The sequence below is a fragment of the Pseudoxanthomonas wuyuanensis genome, assembly GCF_900215535.1.
Lineage (GTDB): Bacteria > Pseudomonadota > Gammaproteobacteria > Xanthomonadales > Xanthomonadaceae > Pseudoxanthomonas_A > Pseudoxanthomonas_A wuyuanensis.
Genome location: NZ_OCND01000004.1, coordinates 74,705 through 92,379, shown reverse-complemented (window position 1 = coordinate 92,379; position 17,675 = coordinate 74,705). Strand labels below are relative to the sequence as shown.

The 17,675-nt window shown below is 67.1% G+C and carries 14 protein-coding genes; 12 read left to right on the top strand and 2 right to left on the bottom strand.

The annotated features are described in order from the left end of the window. Positions 1-25 precede the first annotated feature (25 nt). Both ggt and CRO39_RS09720 read left to right on the top strand, forming a co-directional pair. Positions 26-1,783 (top strand): gamma-glutamyltransferase, encoded by a 1,758-nt coding sequence (ggt, locus tag CRO39_RS09725; protein ID WP_238394594.1) that lies wholly within the window; start codon positions 26-28, stop codon positions 1,781-1,783. A gap of 133 nt (positions 1,784-1,916) precedes the next feature. Next, positions 1,917-2,819: an MBL fold metallo-hydrolase gene (locus tag CRO39_RS09720; protein WP_097121717.1), complete on the top strand. Its 903-nt coding sequence runs from the start codon at positions 1,917-1,919 to the stop codon at positions 2,817-2,819. Between the two features lie 227 nt (positions 2,820-3,046). On the opposite strand, the gene upp is transcribed toward CRO39_RS09720, so the two are convergent. Next, the gene (gene upp, locus CRO39_RS09715; RefSeq protein ID WP_097121716.1) at positions 3,047-3,679 is read right to left on the bottom strand and encodes a uracil phosphoribosyltransferase; all 633 of its coding nucleotides are present in this window, start codon (positions 3,677-3,679) and stop codon (positions 3,047-3,049) included. Between the two features lie 209 nt (positions 3,680-3,888). Here upp and CRO39_RS09710 point away from each other — a divergent pair, with 209 nt between their 5' ends. From CRO39_RS09710 to CRO39_RS09700, 3 genes are all read left to right on the top strand, one after another. Continuing rightward, positions 3,889-6,426, top strand: a complete 2,538-nt coding sequence (locus CRO39_RS09710; RefSeq protein WP_097121715.1) for a TonB-dependent receptor — start codon at positions 3,889-3,891, stop codon at positions 6,424-6,426. Positions 6,427-6,528: 102 nt separating this feature from the next. Next, entirely contained in the window at positions 6,529-7,674 is a 1,146-nt protein-coding gene (locus tag CRO39_RS09705; protein ID WP_097121714.1) for an NHL repeat-containing protein, read from the top strand. Positions 7,675-7,774: 100 nt separating this feature from the next. Beyond that, positions 7,775-8,389 carry an inorganic diphosphatase gene (locus CRO39_RS09700; RefSeq protein ID WP_097121713.1) on the top strand — a complete coding sequence of 205 codons (615 nt, stop codon included), beginning with the start codon at positions 7,775-7,777 and terminating at the stop codon, positions 8,387-8,389. Between the two features lie 115 nt (positions 8,390-8,504). Here the strand turns inward: CRO39_RS09700 and CRO39_RS09695 are convergent, their stop codons facing one another. Beyond that, positions 8,505-10,001 carry an aminotransferase class III-fold pyridoxal phosphate-dependent enzyme gene (locus CRO39_RS09695; protein ID WP_097121712.1) on the bottom strand — a complete coding sequence of 499 codons (1,497 nt, stop codon included), beginning with the start codon at positions 9,999-10,001 and terminating at the stop codon, positions 8,505-8,507. A 174-nt stretch (positions 10,002-10,175) separates the two neighbouring features. On the opposite strand from CRO39_RS09695, the gene CRO39_RS09690 reads away from it, so the two are divergent. From CRO39_RS09690 to tgt, 7 genes are all read left to right on the top strand, one after another. Then, the gene (locus tag CRO39_RS09690; RefSeq protein ID WP_097121711.1) at positions 10,176-10,607 is read left to right on the top strand and encodes an Lrp/AsnC family transcriptional regulator; all 432 of its coding nucleotides are present in this window, start codon (positions 10,176-10,178) and stop codon (positions 10,605-10,607) included. Positions 10,608-10,653: 46 nt separating this feature from the next. Continuing rightward, on the top strand, positions 10,654-11,694 hold the full coding sequence (queA, locus tag CRO39_RS09685) for a tRNA preQ1(34) S-adenosylmethionine ribosyltransferase-isomerase QueA (RefSeq protein ID WP_097121710.1): 1,041 nt from the start codon (positions 10,654-10,656) through the stop codon (positions 11,692-11,694). A gap of 2 nt (positions 11,695-11,696) precedes the next feature. Beyond that, positions 11,697-12,305 carry a flavin reductase family protein gene (locus CRO39_RS09680; protein ID WP_097121709.1) on the top strand — a complete coding sequence of 203 codons (609 nt, stop codon included), beginning with the start codon at positions 11,697-11,699 and terminating at the stop codon, positions 12,303-12,305. Positions 12,306-12,432: 127 nt separating this feature from the next. After that, positions 12,433-13,530 (top strand): Fe(3+) ABC transporter substrate-binding protein, encoded by a 1,098-nt coding sequence (locus CRO39_RS09675; protein ID WP_097121708.1) that lies wholly within the window; start codon positions 12,433-12,435, stop codon positions 13,528-13,530. Positions 13,531-13,540: 10 nt separating this feature from the next. Next, the gene (locus CRO39_RS09670) at positions 13,541-15,211 is read left to right on the top strand and encodes an ABC transporter permease (protein WP_097121707.1); all 1,671 of its coding nucleotides are present in this window, start codon (positions 13,541-13,543) and stop codon (positions 15,209-15,211) included. Continuing rightward, positions 15,208-16,209 (top strand): ABC transporter ATP-binding protein, encoded by a 1,002-nt coding sequence (locus CRO39_RS09665; protein WP_097121706.1) that lies wholly within the window; start codon positions 15,208-15,210, stop codon positions 16,207-16,209. The genes CRO39_RS09670 and CRO39_RS09665 overlap by 4 nt, the downstream gene beginning before the upstream one ends. Before the next feature lie 271 nt (positions 16,210-16,480). After that, on the top strand, positions 16,481-17,593 hold the full coding sequence (gene tgt / locus CRO39_RS09660; protein ID WP_097121705.1) for a tRNA guanosine(34) transglycosylase Tgt: 1,113 nt from the start codon (positions 16,481-16,483) through the stop codon (positions 17,591-17,593). Positions 17,594-17,675: the final 82 nt, after the last annotated feature.

The window sequence follows — 17,675 nt, the reverse complement described above, 5'->3', positions numbered from 1 at the left end:
CGTTTCCGTCTTGCCAGGAGAAGCCGTGAAATTCCGCCGACTGTTTGCCGTCGTTCTCGCCTTTGCTTTCGTTCCCAGTGCCTGGCCCGCCTATGCCGCCGATGACGGCAGCCGGGCGCAGCCGGCATCGCAACCTCCCGGCGCCGCCATCGCCAGCGCGCATGCGCTGGCCACCGAAGCGGGTTTTGAGATCCTCCGTGCCGGTGGCAACGCCTTCGACGCCGCCATTGCGGTGTCGGCTACCTTGTCGGTGGTCGAGCCGATCAGCTCCGGGCTGGGCGGCGGCGGTTTCTTCCTGCTGCACGATGCCGGGACCGGCAGGGATATCTTTGTCGATGCGCGCGAAACCGCGCCGGCGGCGGCCACGCCGGACAAGTACCTGACCGCCGACGGCGAATTCAACCGCGACCGCGCCGAAAACGGCCCCTGGGCCGCGGGCATACCCGGCCTGCCGGCGGCGTTCGTGCATCTCGCGCAGAACTACGGCAAGTTGCCGCTGAAGACCTCGCTGGGCCCGGCCATCCGCACCGCCCGCGAAGGGTTTCCGATCTATGCGCGGCTGCAGCGCGGCTATGCGGCCAAGCGCGAAGTGATGGAACGCTACCCCGGCACCCGCGCGGTGTTCCTGGCAGACGGCAATCCGCCGGTCGAAGGCGAAATCCTCAAGCAGCCGGATCTGGCGCGCACGCTGGAGCGGCTGGCGGAGAAAGGTTTCGACGGCTTCTACAAGGGCGAGACCGCCCGCAAGCTCCTGGCCGGAGTGAAGGCCGAAGGCGGGCAGTGGACCGCCGCCGAACTGGCCGGCTACCGCGTGCGCGAGCGCGAACCGCTGACGTTCGCCTACAACCACTGGCGGATCGTCACCGCGCCGCCGCCGTCCTCCGGTGGCGTGGCGTTGGCGCAGATGCTGCAGATCCTCGATGCCTGGGACCTGGCCAAGCTCGACGACGCGCAGCGCACCCACCTGACCGTGGAAGCGATGCGCCGCGCGTTCCGCGACCGCACCTTCTACCTGGGCGATCCGGATTTCGTCGACATCCCGATGAAAACGCTGGCCAGCCGCGACTACGCCGCCGGCCTGCGCGCCACCATCCATCCGCGCAAGGCCACTCCCAGCGATCTGCTCTCGGGCGAACCGACTCCGCTGGAGGACGAGGAAACCACCCATTTTTCCATTATCGATGCCGACGGCAACCGCGTGGCCGCGACGCAGACGGTCAACCTGCTGTTCGGTTCGGGGCTGATTCCGCCGGGCACCGGGGTGCTGCTGAACAACGAGATGGACGATTTCGCGCTCAAGCCCGGTACGCCCAATGCGTTCGGGGTGATGGGCTTCGAGGCCAACGCGCCCGAGCCGGGCAAGCGCATGCTCAGTTCTATGACGCCCAGCTTCATGATTTCCGACGACCGCATTGCCGTGCTCGGCACCCCGGGCGGCAGCCGCATCATCACGATGGTGCTGCTGGGCATGCTGGGCTACGACGCCGGCCTGGGCGCGCAGCAGGTTGCCGCATTGCCGCGCTTCCACCACCAATGGATGCCGGACGTGATTTCCGCCGAGAGCGGCATGTTCTCGGACGAGACCGTGACGGCGCTGCAGGCGATGGGACACACGTTGAACCTGCCGGCCGACGGCGTTTCCGGGCGCGCTTCCAGCCACCAGTGGGGCAACCTGCAGACGGTGCTGTGGAACCGCAAGGACAATACTCTGGAGGCTGGCGCCGACCCGCGTAATCCGGTTGGCCAGGGCAAGGTCGAACTACCGGCAGAAAGCCAGCAGTGACCAGCGGCAACGGTAGCGCTGCGGGCTTTGCTGGCGGGAAGGTGACGCCAGCGCCGGGACGGCGCTCCCACATCGCAGGCATGAAGGGGGCTGCTTCACTTCCCGACGCTTCATGCGGGAGTAGAATCGGCGCATGAAACTCTGGTCGATACTCGGAAACTCGCAGAAGCTCGATGGCGGCGCGATGTTCGGCAACGCGCCGCGCGCGATGTGGGAAAAATGGTCGCCGCCGGATGCGCACAACCGTATCGAACTGGCCTGCCGCGCGTTGCTGGCCAGTCCGTTGAACGGCAAGACGGTGCTGTTCGAAACCGGCATCGGCGCGTTCTTCGATCCCAAGATGCGCGAGCGCTTCGGCGTACAGGAAGAGCGTCATGTGCTGCTGGACTCGCTGCGCGCGGCCGGTTTCGGCCACGAGGACATCGACGTGGTGGTGCTGAGCCACCTGCATTTCGATCACGCCGGCGGGCTGTTGGCGCCGTGGGCAGAAGGCAAGCCGCCGCAGCTGCTGTTTCCCAATGCCACCTTCGTGGTCGGTGCTGCGCACTGGCAGCGCGCGCTCAAGCCGCATCCGCGCGACCGCGCTTCCTTCATCCCGGAACTGCCGGGCTTGCTGCAGGCCAGCGGGCGGTTGGAGATCGTCGAAGGCGAACACTGCAACGCGCTGGGCCAGACCGTGCGCTTCAGTATCAGCGACGGCCATACGCCGGGATTGATGCTGGCCGAGATCGTCGGTCCGGAAACCATCGATGGCCAGCCGCACGGCGGCGTGGTGTTCTGCGCCGACCTGATCCCTGGCCGCTCCTGGGTGCATGTGCCCATCACGATGGGCTACGACCGCAATGCCGAACTGCTGATCGACGAAAAGCGCGCCTTTCTGGAAGACAAGCTTGCGCGCAACGTGCACCTGTTCTTCACCCACGACCCCGGTTGCGCGCTGGCGCAGGTCGTGCGCGACGAGAAGGGAAAGTTCGGCACCGCGCATGAGGTGCCGGAGTTGCATGCGCGGGCGATGGGGCAACCGCTGGCTGCGTGAGGATACCCGGCGGAATCCAATGAGATGAAGCGGTCTTCGACCGCGCCACGCAGGGAGGCTGCCGCCTTTCAGGAACGGCTATGTCATCGCCGGCGCCGGTGACACTCGATTTCATCTGTGGGAGCGACGTGAGTCGCGACAGGTAACCGGCAAAGCTTCATCGCGACTCACGTCGCTCCCACAACGCGGTTCGCTACTACGCTGCTTCTTTGTATACAGCCCGGAAATCAACCGACCCGCGTGCCGAAGATGCGGTCGCCGGCATCGCCCAGGCCGGGCAGGATGTAGCCCTTTTCGTTGAGGCGTTCGTCCACAGCGGCGGTATAGACCTCCACATCCGGGTGCGCGGCTTCCAGCGCCGCCAGGCCCTCCGGGGCGGCGACCAGGAAGATGCCCTTGATGCGGCGGCAGCCGGCGCGCTTGAGCATGTTGATGGTGGCGATCAGGGTGCCGCCGGTGGCCAGCATCGGGTCGAGGATCAGCGCATCGCGCTCGTCCAGCCGACCGGTCAATTTTTCGAAATAGGGCACCGGCTGCAGGGTTTCCTCGTCGCGTTGCAGGCCGACCACGCTGACCTTGGCCGCCGGAATCAGCGCCAGCACGCCGGGCAGCATGCCCAGGCCCGCGCGCAGGATCGGCACCAGCGTGATCTTGGCGCCGGCGATGCGCCGCACCTGCACGTCGCCGGCCCAGCCCGGCATCGTTGCCGGTTCGGTTTCCAGATCCGCGGTGGCCTCGTAGGCCAGCAGCGTGCCCAGTTCGGTCACCAGTTCGCGGAAGCCCTTGGTGCTGAGCCCGGCATCGCGCAGCAGGCCGATCTTGTGCTGGACGAGGGGGTGAAGGACTTCGATGGTTTTCATGAGCGCGGCTGGGCGATGCGGGAGGCAATAGTGTGACCGAAATATGAAAGCGGCGGCAGGCGTCATGAAGGTCGTCCACAGCGGCGCTTGCCGGCGCGCCATCGATGCGCGGCCGGTCGCCTGCCGCCGTCGTCCCGGCCAGCGTTGTCACGGTGCTGAAAGATCCCGGACATATCGTCTGCGCCCGGTATTCACATTTCGGAACCCCCATGTCGTCCAAACATCCGCTCCATATCGCCATCGCGCTCGCGCTGGCGGTGGCCAGTCATGCCCAGGACATCCGGGCGCAGACCGCTGCCGCGTCGCCCGACGGCAGCGCCGACGCCACCACGCTCGACCGCATCGAAGTGCGTCCGCAGCTGGAGCAGCAGATGCGCGCCATCGACTTCAAGCGCAGCGCCGATGCCATCCAGGACACGGTGTCATCGGACTCGATGGGGCAGTACCCGGACAAGAACGTCGGCGAATCGCTGTCGCGCCTGCCGGGCGTCAGCGTCACCCGCGACCAGGGCGAGGGCCGTTTCGTGGTGGTGCGCGGCCTGGATGCGGCGTTCAACAGCGTCAGCGTGGACGGCGTGGCCATCGGTACGCCGGAAGATTCCAGCCGCGCGGCGCCGCTGGACGTGATTCCTTCCGATTCCACCGAGCGGCTGACCGTGGTCAAGGCGCCGACGCCGGACATGCCGGGCGACGCGATCGGCGGCGCCATCCTGGTGGAATCGGCCTCGGCGTTCGATCGCGATGGCCGCAACATCCGCGCCAAGGCCGAGCTGAGCCACCAGAATCTCAGCGGCCAGACCAGCCCCAAGGCCTCTTTCAACTACAGCGACATCTTTGCCGATGGCACCTTCGGCGTCGCCCTGGGCCTCAGCTACCAGGACCGCAACTACGAATCGGACAACATCGAGGTCGAGTACGACAAGGATGAGGACATCTCCGAGGACCTGATTCCGGTCGAGATCCAGCAGCGCAAATACGCCATCAACCGCGAACGCACCGGCGTGAACCTCAATCTGGACTGGCGCCCCAGCGAGGGCAACAGCTACTACCTGCGCACGCTGTACACCGATTTCACCGACGCGGAAAGCCGGCAGAGAAGCATCATCCCGGTGGGCGAGGGCGATTTCACCCGCAACGCCGACGGCACCTACACGGTGGAAGGCATCGATCCGGGCGATTTCAGCCGCCGCCTGCGCTGGCGCACCAAGGAAGAGGACACCTTCACGGTCAGCGCGGGCGGCGAGAACCGCTTCGGCGCCGGCTCTATCGTCGACTACAGGCTGGGCTACACCAAGACGCGCGAACGCGTGCTGGACGAAGTGGAGGCGCGCTTCGAGTACGACGGCGACGATGATGTCGCGCTGCTGCTGGATACCTCGCACGCCATCCCCCGCTACACCATCACCGACTCCCCGCTGGGCGGCTGGCTGGACAACGACAACTACGAGTTCAACCGCTTCGTCGTTTCGCCGATATGGGTGGATGACGAAGAGCACAGTGCTGCCGTCAATTTCACCTTCGCCGGCGATACGGTGACGTGGAAGACCGGCCTGCTGGGCCGCTGGCGCGACCGCGACGTCAACATCGACGAGGCCGAGCTGCGGCGCGGCCCGGACATCAACCTGGGCAGCTGGACCACCGGGTCGCCACGCTATACCCACGGCAACATGGGCGACGGCATCAGTTCGGATGCGATGAGGAACTACCTGCGCGGCAACCTGGGCGACTACTCGGCGCGGCCGCAGGATGTGGCGGCAAACACCGAAATCTCGCTGATCGAGGACTACACGGCCAGCGAGGATGTCCTGGCCGGCTACCTGATGGCCACGATGGACTTCGACAAGCTGCGCGTCATCGCCGGCGCCCGCGTCGAGCGCACCGAGTTCGAAGCCACCGGCAACGTGGTGGACCTGGAGGATGAAGAAACCATCGGTTCGATCGCCACCCGTGAAGTGTCCAGCAGCTACACCAACGTGCTGCCCGGCCTGCATCTGCGCTATGACCTGGGCGACTGGGTGCTGCGCGGCGCCTACACGCACACGATCGCGCGGCCGGCGTTCGGCGACATCTCGCCGCGTACCCGGATCAACCGCGACGAGGAAGAAGTCGAACTCGGCAATCCCGGCCTGGATCCGTACAAGTCCCGCAACTTCGATCTGTCGATCGAGCGCTACCTGGGCGAGACGGGCATCGTCTCCGCCGGCCTGTTCTACAAGAACATCGACGACTACATCGTCGAGGTCGTCACGCGCGGCAGCGAGGAGTTCGACGGCTTCGACGTCACCATGCCGGTCAACGGCGACAAGGCCAAGGTCTACGGGGCCGAACTGAACTGGCAGCAGCATTTCGACAACGGCCTGCTGCTGGGCTTCAGCGCCACCTGGCTGGATACCGAGTACGAGGTCAACGGCCGCAAGTTCACCCTGCCCAACGCTTCCGACCGTCTCTACAGCGCCCACATCGGCTACGAGAAGGGCGGCCTGAGCACGCGCATCGCCGCAGTGCATCGCAGCGAATACATCGACAGCGTCGACAGTTCCGACAGCGACTTCGATATCTGGGTGGCCGACAACACGCAATTGGATTTCAGCCTGGACTACAAGGTCAGCGATCAGTGGGGCTTCTACTTCGAGGCCTCCAACCTGCTGGACGAACCGCTGGAGCTGTACCAGGGTTCTTCCGCCCACACGCTGCAGAACGAGCTGTACGGCCGGACCTACACGGCCGGCGTGAAACTGCGCTTCTGACAAGACATCCTGCGCATCGCCGGCTCGGCCGGCGGTGTGCAGTTGCGCCGCCGAAGCCGCATGTAAGCTGCGCCCGGCATGTTCATTTGAGGAGACGATGCGATGAAGACACGTGGCCTGGGCCTGTCGGTCCTGTTGATTGCGGCCGTAGCGGCCGGCTGCACCGGCCAGAAGCCGGCAGCGGCCGCCGATGCGCGCGACGCCGACCAGAAGGCGTCGCCAGCGGCAACGCCGGCGCCGCCGGATACCCGCGAGATTCCGGTGGTCCAGGAAGCGTTCCTGACGGCGATGACGCCGGAAGACAACATCGACTCGCCGGCGTCGTGGACGGCACCGGACGGCAAGACCTGGTTGATCGCCACCGCCAAGGCCACCGACAAGCTGGTCGTCTACGACGGCCAGACCGGCCAGACCCTGCGCAGTTTCGGTACGACCGGCAAGGGCGATGGGCAGTTCGAGCGTCCCAACGGCATAGCGGTGGCGGATGCCCTGGTATTCGTCGTCGAGCGCGACAACCATCGTGTGCAGGTGTTGCGGCTGCCGGACTTCGGCCACGTCCTGACCTTCGGCGCCGAGCAGCTGCGCAAGCCGTACGGCTTGTGGGTGAACCGGACCGGGGATGGCTACGAGGTCTATGTCACCGATGCCTACATGGCGGGAGAGGACGCGCAGGGCGAGGACATCCTGCCGCCGTTGAACCAGTTGGACAAGCGCGTGTGGCGTTACGCGGTGGCGCGCGACGGCGAAGGATTCTCCGCCACGGTCGCCGGCAGCTTCGGCGACACGACGCCCGACGGCGCATTGCGCGTGGTCGAATCGATCTGGGGCGATCCGGCCAACGACCGCCTGCTGATCGCCGAGGAGGACGAAACCTATGCCAACGAACTCAAGGTATACGATCTGGCCGGCAGGTACGCCGGCCGCACCATTGGCCGCGACGTGTTCAGGGCGCAGTCCGAAGGCATCATGCTGAAGACCTGCGCCGGCGGCGCCGGCTGGTGGCTGACCACCGAGCAGGGCAAGGGCCGCACGGTGTTCCACCTGTTCGATCGCAAGACGCTGGAACATGCCGGCGCCGTGGCCGGCGCCAGGGTGGCCAACACCGACGGCATCTGGCTGGACCAGTCCGCGTCCGCCAGCTTTCCGGAAGGCGTGCTGTACGCCGTACATGACGATCAAGGCGTGGTGGCGCTGGACTGGCGCGACATCGCCCAAGCGCTGGCGTTGCCCTCGTGCGCTGCGGAGTGACCACCAACGCAACTGCGCGCGCGCCGACGTTGAAGGGAAGAACCGACCGCTGCCGGGAATGAGTACGCCCGCGCTACAACGCACCACCAGGAAACCTGCCATGTCCCAACGCCTGTCCATCCTCTCCGTGCTGGTACTGCTCGCCGTCGCGGGCATCGCCCTTGCACGCGAACCGCACATCCGCCATCCGTTCCTTGCGGCACAGCCCAAGGCGGCGCCCGAAGAAGCGCTGCTGGCCGTGGAGATCCCCGCCGGCAGTTTCACCAAGTACGAGATCGGCGAGGACGGACTGGTCTTCGTCGACCGCTTCCAGTCGATGCCGGTGGCCTATCCGGCCAACTACGGCTCCATGCCGCGCACGCTGGCCGGCGATGGCGACCCACTGGATGCGTTGGTACTGACGCGCGAGTCGCTGCATCCTGGCGTGCTGATCCGCTTCCGTCCTATTGGCGTGCTGCGCATGCTCGACGACGGCGAGCATGACGAGAAGATCATCGGCGTGCCGACCGACAAGGTCGACCCGACCTATGCGGATATCCGCGATCTGTCGGATCTGCCGCAAATCGAGCGCGACCGCATCGAAGCCTTCTTCCGTGTTTACAAGGATCTACCGAAGGGGCGCAATCCGGTGCAGCTCGATGGCTTTGGCGATGCGAACGAAGCGCGGGCGTTGATCCGGGAATCGCTGAAGCGCTTCGCATCGCAGACGCCATAGGGCGGGCGCAGGCCCACAGCGGCAAGCGATGGGTTTCCCACAGCTGGGCCGGGGCCCCACCCTACGGCAGGAAAAAGGCGAGCCTTGGCCCGCCTCTTTCCTGCTTCGACGGATGTCAGGCCGCGGCGGCCTGGCTCAGGCGCGGGCCTTCGCGCAGCGCCTTGCCGACCATGCTTACCAGCAGGTCCAGCTCTTCGCCATCAATGGCGAAGTGCGGCGTGAAGCGCAGCGAATTGGCGCCGCCGTGGATCACGTTGAGGCCGCGTTCGCGCAACCATTCCTCGGTGGAGTTGGCGCCGTAGCACTTGAACTGCGGCGCCAGTTCGCAGGAGAACAACAGGCCGGTGCCCTGCACATTGGTGATCAGGCCGCCGAGCTCGTCCTGCAGCCGGCGCAGCTTCTGCACCGCTTCGGCGCCGCGCTTGCGTATGTTCTCGCGCACCTGCGGGGTCAACTGGGCAAGCGTGGCGCAGGCCACGTCCAGCGCGCGCGGATTGCTGGTCATGGTGTTGCCATAGACGCCCTTGCGGTACAGGCCGGCGGCGCGTTCGCTGACCGCCAGCACCGATAGCGGGTATTGCGCGGCGTTGAGCGCCTTGGAATAGGTTTCCATGTCCGGCGCATCCAGGCCTTCGAAGCCGGGATAGTCGACGATGGACAGAACGCCATGCGCGCGCAGGCCGGCCTGGATGGAATCGACCAGCAGCAGGCAGCCGTGGGCGCGGGTCAGTTCGCGCGCGGCGGCATAGAAGGCCGGCGGCAGCGAACGGCCGGGATCGCCTTCGCCCATCACCGGCTCCAGGAACACCGCTTCGATGAACCAGCCCTTGCTTTCGGCATCGGCAAAGACGCGCTTGAGCGCCTCGGTGTCGTACGGCTCGATGGCGATCAGGGAATCCTCGTTGCGGTAGCTGGCCAGATGCTGCAGGTAGCCCTTGCGCGAGGAATCCGAATACAGCGCCGGGCGCTCGGTACGGCCGTGGAAACTGCCCTTGACCACGACGCGCTTGATGGCGCGGCCTTCGTGGCGCGCGCCCGGATCGGTCTGCAGCTTGGTGTTGATGTCGGCGATGCGCGCGCCCAGCCCGACCGATTCGGAACCCGAATTCAGGCACAGGAACTTGGCGTAAGGGCAGCCGCCGCGGGTGTGGCCGATTTCCTTGCGCAGCGCGCGGTCGAACCGCAGCTGCGACAGGCTGGGCGTCATGATGTTGGCCATCACCTGCGGTTTGGCCATCGCCGCCATCACTGCTGCCGGCGTGTGGCCGAACCCGAGCATGCCGTAGCCGCCGGCGTCGTACAGCACCGCGCCGTTGACGGTCACCAGCCAGGGGCCGCGGGCGGCGAGGGCGACATACGGGTTGATGGCGTCATCGGCATAGAAATTGACGAAACCGCCCTGCACGGCGCGCAGTTGCGCGTCTTCGTCCAGGTCGAACAGTTCGGCGAACTCGCCCTGCAGTTCGGCATGGGCATTGGCCGCCGCTTCCACCGCCGCGGCCAGATCCGGATGCGACTTGGCGAAACGGACGATGCTGGCGTCATCCAGGCCGTGGGTCAGGCGTTTGCCCTTGTGGGCGCGCAGGGGGGCAAGCAGTTCGATGGGGGCCATGGGCGCTTTCTCCGGGGCAGCAACGGTAATCATCCTATTATCTGGATAAATTCGTCGTTTGACAGTTATGATTTGCGCAAAAGCATCCTAATTTTCGTCGAATCGACGAAATCGCTGGCCTGGAGCGCGCTATGCGGCGGCTTCGCCCCACCTCAACGCACATGACCCGCCCCGATGAAGATCTCCGCCACCGACGAACAGCTGCTGTCCCTGCTGCGGGAGAACGCGCGCGCCTCCACTGCGCAGATCGCCCGCCGGCTCAATCTGTCCCGCACCACCGTGCAGAGCCGCATCGAGCGGCTGGAGCGCGAGGGCGTCATCAGCGGTTATACGGTGCGGGTCCGCGAGGATTTCGAGCGCGGCCATATCCGCGCCCATATCATGATCGCCATCCATCCCAAGCAGATGACTTCGGTCGTGGCGGCCCTGCGCGCGATGCCGGAGCTGCGGCTGCTGCATTCGGTCAGCGGCGCCTATGACCTGATCGCGGTCGGCGTGGTGCCCTCGGTGGACGCCATGGATCTGCTGACCGACCGCATCGGCGCCATCGAGGGGGTGGAGCGGACCACCTCGTCCATCGTGTTGTCGACCAAGTTCGAGCGTTAGCGCGGCCACGCTCACGTACAATGCGCGCCGTTCCCAGGCCTACACCGTGAAGAAGTCCGACTTCCATTTCGAATTGCCGCCGTCGCTGATCGCCCAGGCTCCCTTGGCCGAGCGTTCGGCCAGTCGCCTGCTGGTGGTGCCGCCGGGCGATGCCGCACTGGTCGACGGCCACGTCCGCGATTTGCCGGAATGGCTGGCGCCGGGCGATCTGCTGATCTTCAACGACACCCGGGTCATCCCGGCGCGGGTGTTCGGGCACAAGGAAAGCGGCGGCCGCGTCGAAATCCTGATCGAGCGCCTGCTGCCCGGCAACGTGGCGCGCGCGCAGATCGGCGCCAGCAAATCTCCCAAGCCTGGCGGCCGCATCCGCCTGGACGGCGGCGGCGAGGCGGAAGTGCTGGGGCGCGACGGCGAGTTCTACCAGCTTCGCTTCGAGGTGCCCGGTTCGCTGGAAAGCTGGTTGCTGAAGGCCGGCCGTCTGCCGCTGCCGCCGTACATCCAGCGAGAACCGGGCCGCGACGACGATGAGCGCTACCAGACCGTGTTCGCACGCGAACTGGGCGCAGTGGCCGCGCCGACCGCCGGCCTGCATTTCGACGATCGGTTGCTGGCCCGGTTGCGCGAACGCGGCGTCGAGTTCGGCCACGTTACGCTGCATGTCGGCGCCGGCACGTTCCAGCCGGTGCGGGTGGACGATATCCACCAGCACCAGATGCACAGCGAGTGGCTCAACGTGGGCGCGCAGTTGATCGAGCAGGTCCGCGCCGCGCGCGCGCGCGGCGGCCGCGTGGTCGCGGTGGGCACGACCGTGGTCCGCGCGCTGGAGTCGGCCATGCACGACGGCGAGCTGAAGCCCTTTGCCGGCGAAACCCGCATCTTCATCTTCCCCGGTTACCGCATCCGCAGCGTCGATGCGCTGGTCACCAACTTCCATCTGCCGGAAAGCACGCTGCTGATGCTGGTGTCGGCATTCGCCGGCAAGGAGCGGGTGCTGGCCGCCTACGCGCATGCGGTGCGGCAGAAGTACCGGTTCTTCTCCTATGGCGACGCGATGCTGCTGTTCCCGCAGGCCGGCACGCAGGGTTGAGCATGCGCCTGGATTTTGCGGAACTGGGGCCCGCCGAAGGCTATCGCTGGCTTACCGCCACGGTGACCCCGCGCCCGATCGCCTGGGTGTCCACGCGTTCGCGGGCGGGCATCGACAATCTGGCGCCTTTCAGCTTCTTCCAGGTGGTCTGCGATCAGCCGCCAACCCTGATGATCAGCATCAGCCAGCGCGATGGCGGCGGCCTGAAGGACACGCTGGTCAATGCCAGCGAAACCGGCGAGTTGGTCGTCCAACTGGTCAGCCATGCGCAGGCCGGGGCGATGAACGCCAGTTCGGCCTCGTTGCCGCCGGGCATCAGCGAGTTCGAACGCTTCGGCATTGCCTGCGTGGCCAGCGAGCTCGTGCGGCCGCTGCGGGTGGCCGCCGCAGCGGTCGCATTCGAATGCCGGCTGGCCGAGGTCAAGCCCTACCCGGCGCAGCAGCCGCGCCACCATCTGTTGTTTGCCGAAGTGCTGCTGGCGCATGTGGATGACGCGGTGCTGGCCGATGAGCGCCATGTCGATGCGGAAAAGCTCGACCTGATCGGGCGCATGGGCGGCAGCCTGTACGCCACCACCCGGGATCGTTTTCCGATGCGTCGGCCGGCCTGAGCGGCCCCAGGGCCGGGTTCGCGGTTGGCCGCTTTATTGCAAACGCCTATCATGAGCGTTCATCGCTCCCGCCACCTGCTGCAGGCATGCCAGAGCCGGATCCACCCCTTCTTGCCTGGAGTTACAGATGCTTTCCTTCCCCGTCGTCTCCAAATCCAATCCCCTCCGCCGCTGCGGCACGGCGGTGGCATGCGCGCTGCTGCTGGCCGCCTGTCAACCGCAGGCCGACAAGGCCGCTGCGCCGGCTGATGGCGCGACGGCCGCTGCCGGCGAAGTGACCCTGTACACCACCCGCGAGCCGGGCCTGGTGCAGCCGTTGCTGGACACGTTCTCGGGCCAGAGCGGAATCAAGGTCAACACGGTGTTCGTCCGCGACGGCCTGACCGAGCGGCTGCGCGCCGAAGGCGAGCGCTCCCCGGCCGATGTGCTGATGACCGTGGACAGCGGCAACCTGCTGGAACTGGTCGAGGCCGGACAGACCCAGCCGGTGGATTCGGCGGTACTGGACGCGGCCATCCCGCAGCACCTGCGCGGCGCCGATGGGCAATGGTTCGCACTGTCGCTGCGCGACCGCGTGCTGTACGCGCGCAAGGATCTGCCGCTGCAGTCATTCGCCTATGAGGATCTGGCCAAGCCGGAGTGGAAGGGCCGGGTCTGCATCCGTTCCGGCCAGCACCCGTACAACACCAGCCTGTTCGCAGCGATGATCGCCCATAACGGTGCCGGGGCCACCGAACAGTGGCTGCGCGGGGTCAAGGCCAACCTGGCGCGCAAGGCCGCTGGCGGCGACCGCGAAGTCGCCCGCGACATCCTGGGCGGCATCTGCGATATCGGCATCGCCAACGCCTACTACGTCGGGCGGATGAAGAGCAGCGAGGAAGGTTCCGAACAGCGCCAGTGGGGCGATGCGATCAAGGTGATCCGGCCGGTGTTCGCATCGGCGGCCGATGGCGGCACCCATGTCAACATCAGCGGCGCCGCGGTGGCGAAGTTCTCGCCGAATCGCGACAACGCCGTCAAGCTGCTGGAGTTCCTGGTGTCCGACGAGGCGCAGAGCCTGTACGCCAAGGCCAACTACGAGTACCCGGTCAAGGCCGGCGTGGCGCTGGATCCGATTGTGGCCGGTTTCGGCGAGATGAAGGTCGACCCGCTGCCGTTGACCGAGGTCGCCAGGCATCGCCGCCAGGCAAGCGAGATGGTCGACCGGGTCGGTTTCGATCTCTGACCGCTATCCGATGACCGCCGCGCGTATCGGTGCCGACCGCGCCTGGCAGGCGGCGGCGTTGTTTGCCGCCGCCGCCGCCGCGCTGCCGCTGCTGGCGCTGGCCTGGCAAGCGGCGCAGGGCAGCGCCGGCCTGTGGTCGCATATCGCCGTGCACGTACTGCCGCCGGCGGCGCGCAATACGTTGTTGCTGCTGTCCGGTGTTGGCGTGCTGACGGTGGCGCTGGGCACCGGAAGCGCCTGGCTGGTCACCGCCTACGATTTCCCCGGGCGCCGCGCGATGGCCTGGGCGCTGCTGCTGCCGCTGGCGGTGCCGACCTATATCGTCGCCTACGCCTACCTTGACCTGCTGCATCCGCTGGGACCGCTGCAGTCGGCGCTGCGCGCCGTGCTGGGCATCGACGATCCGCGCGGACTGCGCCTGCCGGATGTGCGTTCGCTGACCGGTTGCATTCTGCTGCTGGGCTTTGTGCTGTACCCGTACGTCTACCTGAGTACGCGCGCGATGTTCCTGACCCAGGCCGCCAGCCTGCTGGAGGCGGCGCGTACGCTGGGCGTCAGCCGGGCTGCGCTGTTCCACCGCGTCGCCCTGCCGCTGGCGCGCCCGGCGATCGCGGTGGGGGTGGTGCTGGCGTTGCTGGAGACGCTCAACGACATCGGCGCTTCCGAATTCCTGGGTGTGCAGACGCTGACCGTTGCGGTCTACACGACCTGGATCACCCGCAGCGATCTGCCGGGCGCGGCGCAGATCGCATTGAGCATGCTGGCCATCGTCGTTGCGCTGATCGCGATCGAGCGCCGCGGCCGCCGCCGCCAGCGGTATGCCGCGCAGCAGCGTCCACGGCCGATGCAGCCGCTGCGCCTGCGCGGCGTGCCGGCGGCGGCGGCGCTGGCACTGGCGGCGGTGCCGGTCGTTATCGGTTTCGCGGTTCCCACCGTCTACCTGCTGTCGCAAACCCTGACCCGGCTGCGCAGCGTTGGCGGCGTTTCCGGGCAGCTGCTGGCCAGCCTCTGGAACACGCTGCTGGTGGCGGCATTGGCCACCGCGCTGACGCTGGCGGCGGGGCTGGCGGTGGCGTGGGCGTTGCGGTTGGCGCAGGCGCGCCGCCGCGAGCGGTTGGAAGCGGCCAGCCTGCGCGTGGCCAGCATGGGCTATGCGGTGCCGGGTACGGTGCTGGCGATCGGCCTGCTGACGCCGCTGGCCTGGTTCGACAGCGGGATGTCGCTGCTGGCGCGCGGGTTTGGGGCGCCGCCGCAGATGTGGTTGATGGGGACGCTGGCGGCGCTGGTGATCGCCTATGCGCTGCGTTTTCTCGCCATTGCCGCCGGCAGCGCCGATGCCGGGCTGGCGCGGATACCGCTGTCGCTGGATCAGGCGGCGCGCAGCCTGGGGCGCACGTCGGCCGGAATGCTGCGCAGCATCCACCTGCCGCTGCTGCGGCCGTCGCTGGCCGCGGCCGCGTTGCTGGTTTTCGTCGATGCGATGAAGGAACTGCCGGCGACCCTGATGCTGCGGCCGATCAGTTTCGAGACGCTGGCGACCTGGCTGTATGCCGATGCCGCCCGCGGCGCCTATGAAGAGGGCGCGGTGGCGGCCTTGCTGATCGTGCTGGCCGGACTGTTGCCGGTGATATTGCTGGCGCGTACCGGCTTGCGGTTCGGCCGCGCGGGAGAGATGCGATGACGGAGTGGACGCTGAGGCTCGACGGTATCCATGTCGGCTATCCGGGCGCGCAGGGCCTGAAAATGGTGGTGGAGGATCTGTCGCTGCAGTTATCGGCCGGCCAGATTGGCTGCCTGCTGGGCGCGTCCGGCTGCGGCAAGACCACGGTGCTGCGCGCCATCGCCGGTTTCGAGCCGGTGAGCGCTGGCCGCATGGTGCTGGATGGCGCCGTGTTGGCCGACAGCGCGCGGCAGCTGCCGCCGGAACGCCGCAACGTGGGCATGATGTTCCAGGACTATGCGTTGTTCCCGCACCTGAGCGTGGCCGCCAATGTGGCGTTCGGCCTGCGCGGCCGGCACCGCAGCCAGCGTGCGGTACGGGTTGCCGAAATGCTGGCGCTGGTGGGCCTGAAAAGCGCGGCGGAGGCTTATCCGCATGAACTCTCCGGCGGCCAGCAGCAGCGGGTGGCGCTGGCGCGCGCGCTGGCGCCGCGGCCGGGATTGCTGCTGTTGGACGAACCGTTCTCCAACCTGGACATCCACACCCGCGAACGGCTGGCGCAGGAACTGCGCGAACTGCTCAAGGCCACCGGCACCACCGCGTTGCTGGTCACCCACGACCAGGCCGAGGCGTTCGCGATGGCCGACCGCATCGGGGTGATGGACCGCGGCCGCATCCTGCAATGGGATACGGCCGAGCGGTTGTACCGGCATCCGATCGATCCCGTTGTGGCCGGATTCGTCGGCCGCGGCATGCTGGTGCCCGCTGCCGCGCTGGGCCAGGGCGATGACGCGCTGGTGCTGCTGCGCCCGGAGCACCTGCGCCTGGATCCTGCGGGGCAGGTACGGGGACAGCTGCTGAGCGGCGCGTTCCGCGGGCCAGGTTTCTGCGGGCAGGTGCGCTTGGCGGGCGGGGAAATCATCGAAGTCGACCTGGGCGAGGAAGCAATGCCGCCACCGGGTGAGGAACTGCGGCTGCGCTGGACCGACCCTGCGCCGGTGCGTTTCCCGCGCCAATAGGATGCGGTAAGCCGCAGGCGCACCGCATCGTTCGCGTGGTGAATGCAGGATGACTCTTTAGCTCCTGCCTGGAGGTTCGATCGATGCGGTTCGCTTTGCTCACCGCATCCTACGTTGGCCGGAACCGGCGCATTTCGTCGGATGCTGGAACCGGCGCATCCGGTAGGATGCGGTAAGCCGCAGGCGCACCGCATCGTTCGCGTGGCCGGTCCACATCGCTCCCGCGGCCGAGATCCGCGACAATAGCGGCTTGCCCGCCCGATTTGTTCCCATGTCCCGACTCCAGTTCCAGTTGCACGGCACCGATGGCGTCGCCCGCCGCGGCCGCCTGACCTTTCCGCGCGGCACGATCGAGACGCCCGCGTTCATGCCGGTCGGCACCTACGGTTCGGTCAAGGGCATCCTGCCCGAGCACATCAAGGAACTGGGCGCGGAGATCATCCTGGGCAATACCTTCCATCTGTACCTGCGGCCCGGCCTGGAGGTCATCGAGAAGCACGGCGGTCTGCATGGCTTCGCCCGCTGGGACAAGCCCATCCTGACCGATTCGGGCGGTTTCCAGGTGTTCTCGCTGGCGCACCGGCGCAAGATCGGCGAGCAGGGCGTGACCTTCGCCTCGCCGGTCGACGGCAGCAAGGTGTTCCTTGGCCCCGAGGAAAGCATGCATATCCAGCGGGTGCTGGATTCGGACATCGTCATGATCTTCGACGAATGCACGCCGTACCCTGCGACCGAAGAGGTGGCACGCAAGTCGATGGAGCTGAGCCTGCGCTGGGCCGAGCGCAGCAAACGCGCCCACGAGGGCAATGACGCGGCCCTGTTCGGCATCGTCCAGGGCGGGGTGCACGAATCGCTGCGCGAGCGTTCGGCGGCGCGTTTGCGCGAAATCGGCTTCGACGGCTATGCCATCGGCGGCCTGGCCGTGGGCGAGCCCGAGGCGGAACGCAACCGTATGCTGGAGCATGTGCATCCGCTGCTGCCGCACGACCAGCCGCGCTATCTGATGGGGGTGGGGCGGCCGGAGGACCTGGTGGAAGCGGTCGCGCGCGGGGTCGACATGTTCGACTGCGTGATGCCGACCCGCAACGCCCGCAACGGCCATTACTTCACTTCCACCGGCACCGTGCGCATCCGCAACGCCAAGTACGAGCTGGATCTGGATCCGATCGAACCGGGCTGCGGTTGCTACGCCTGTCGCAATGGCTACAGCCGTGCGTATCTGCGCCATCTGGACCGCTGCAACGAGATGCTGGCGCCGATGCTGGGTACGCTGCACAACCTCTGGTATTACCAGAAGCTGATGGCGGATATGCGCGCGGCCATCGAACAGAGACGCTTTGGCCAATTCCGCACCGCCTTCTACGCCGCCCGCAACAGCGTCTGAGTAGGGCGGGGCCCCGGCCCGCCCTGCGGCAAACCGTCGCGGGAACCATTCGGGCATCGGGCGGTCTTTCACCGGCCAGCTT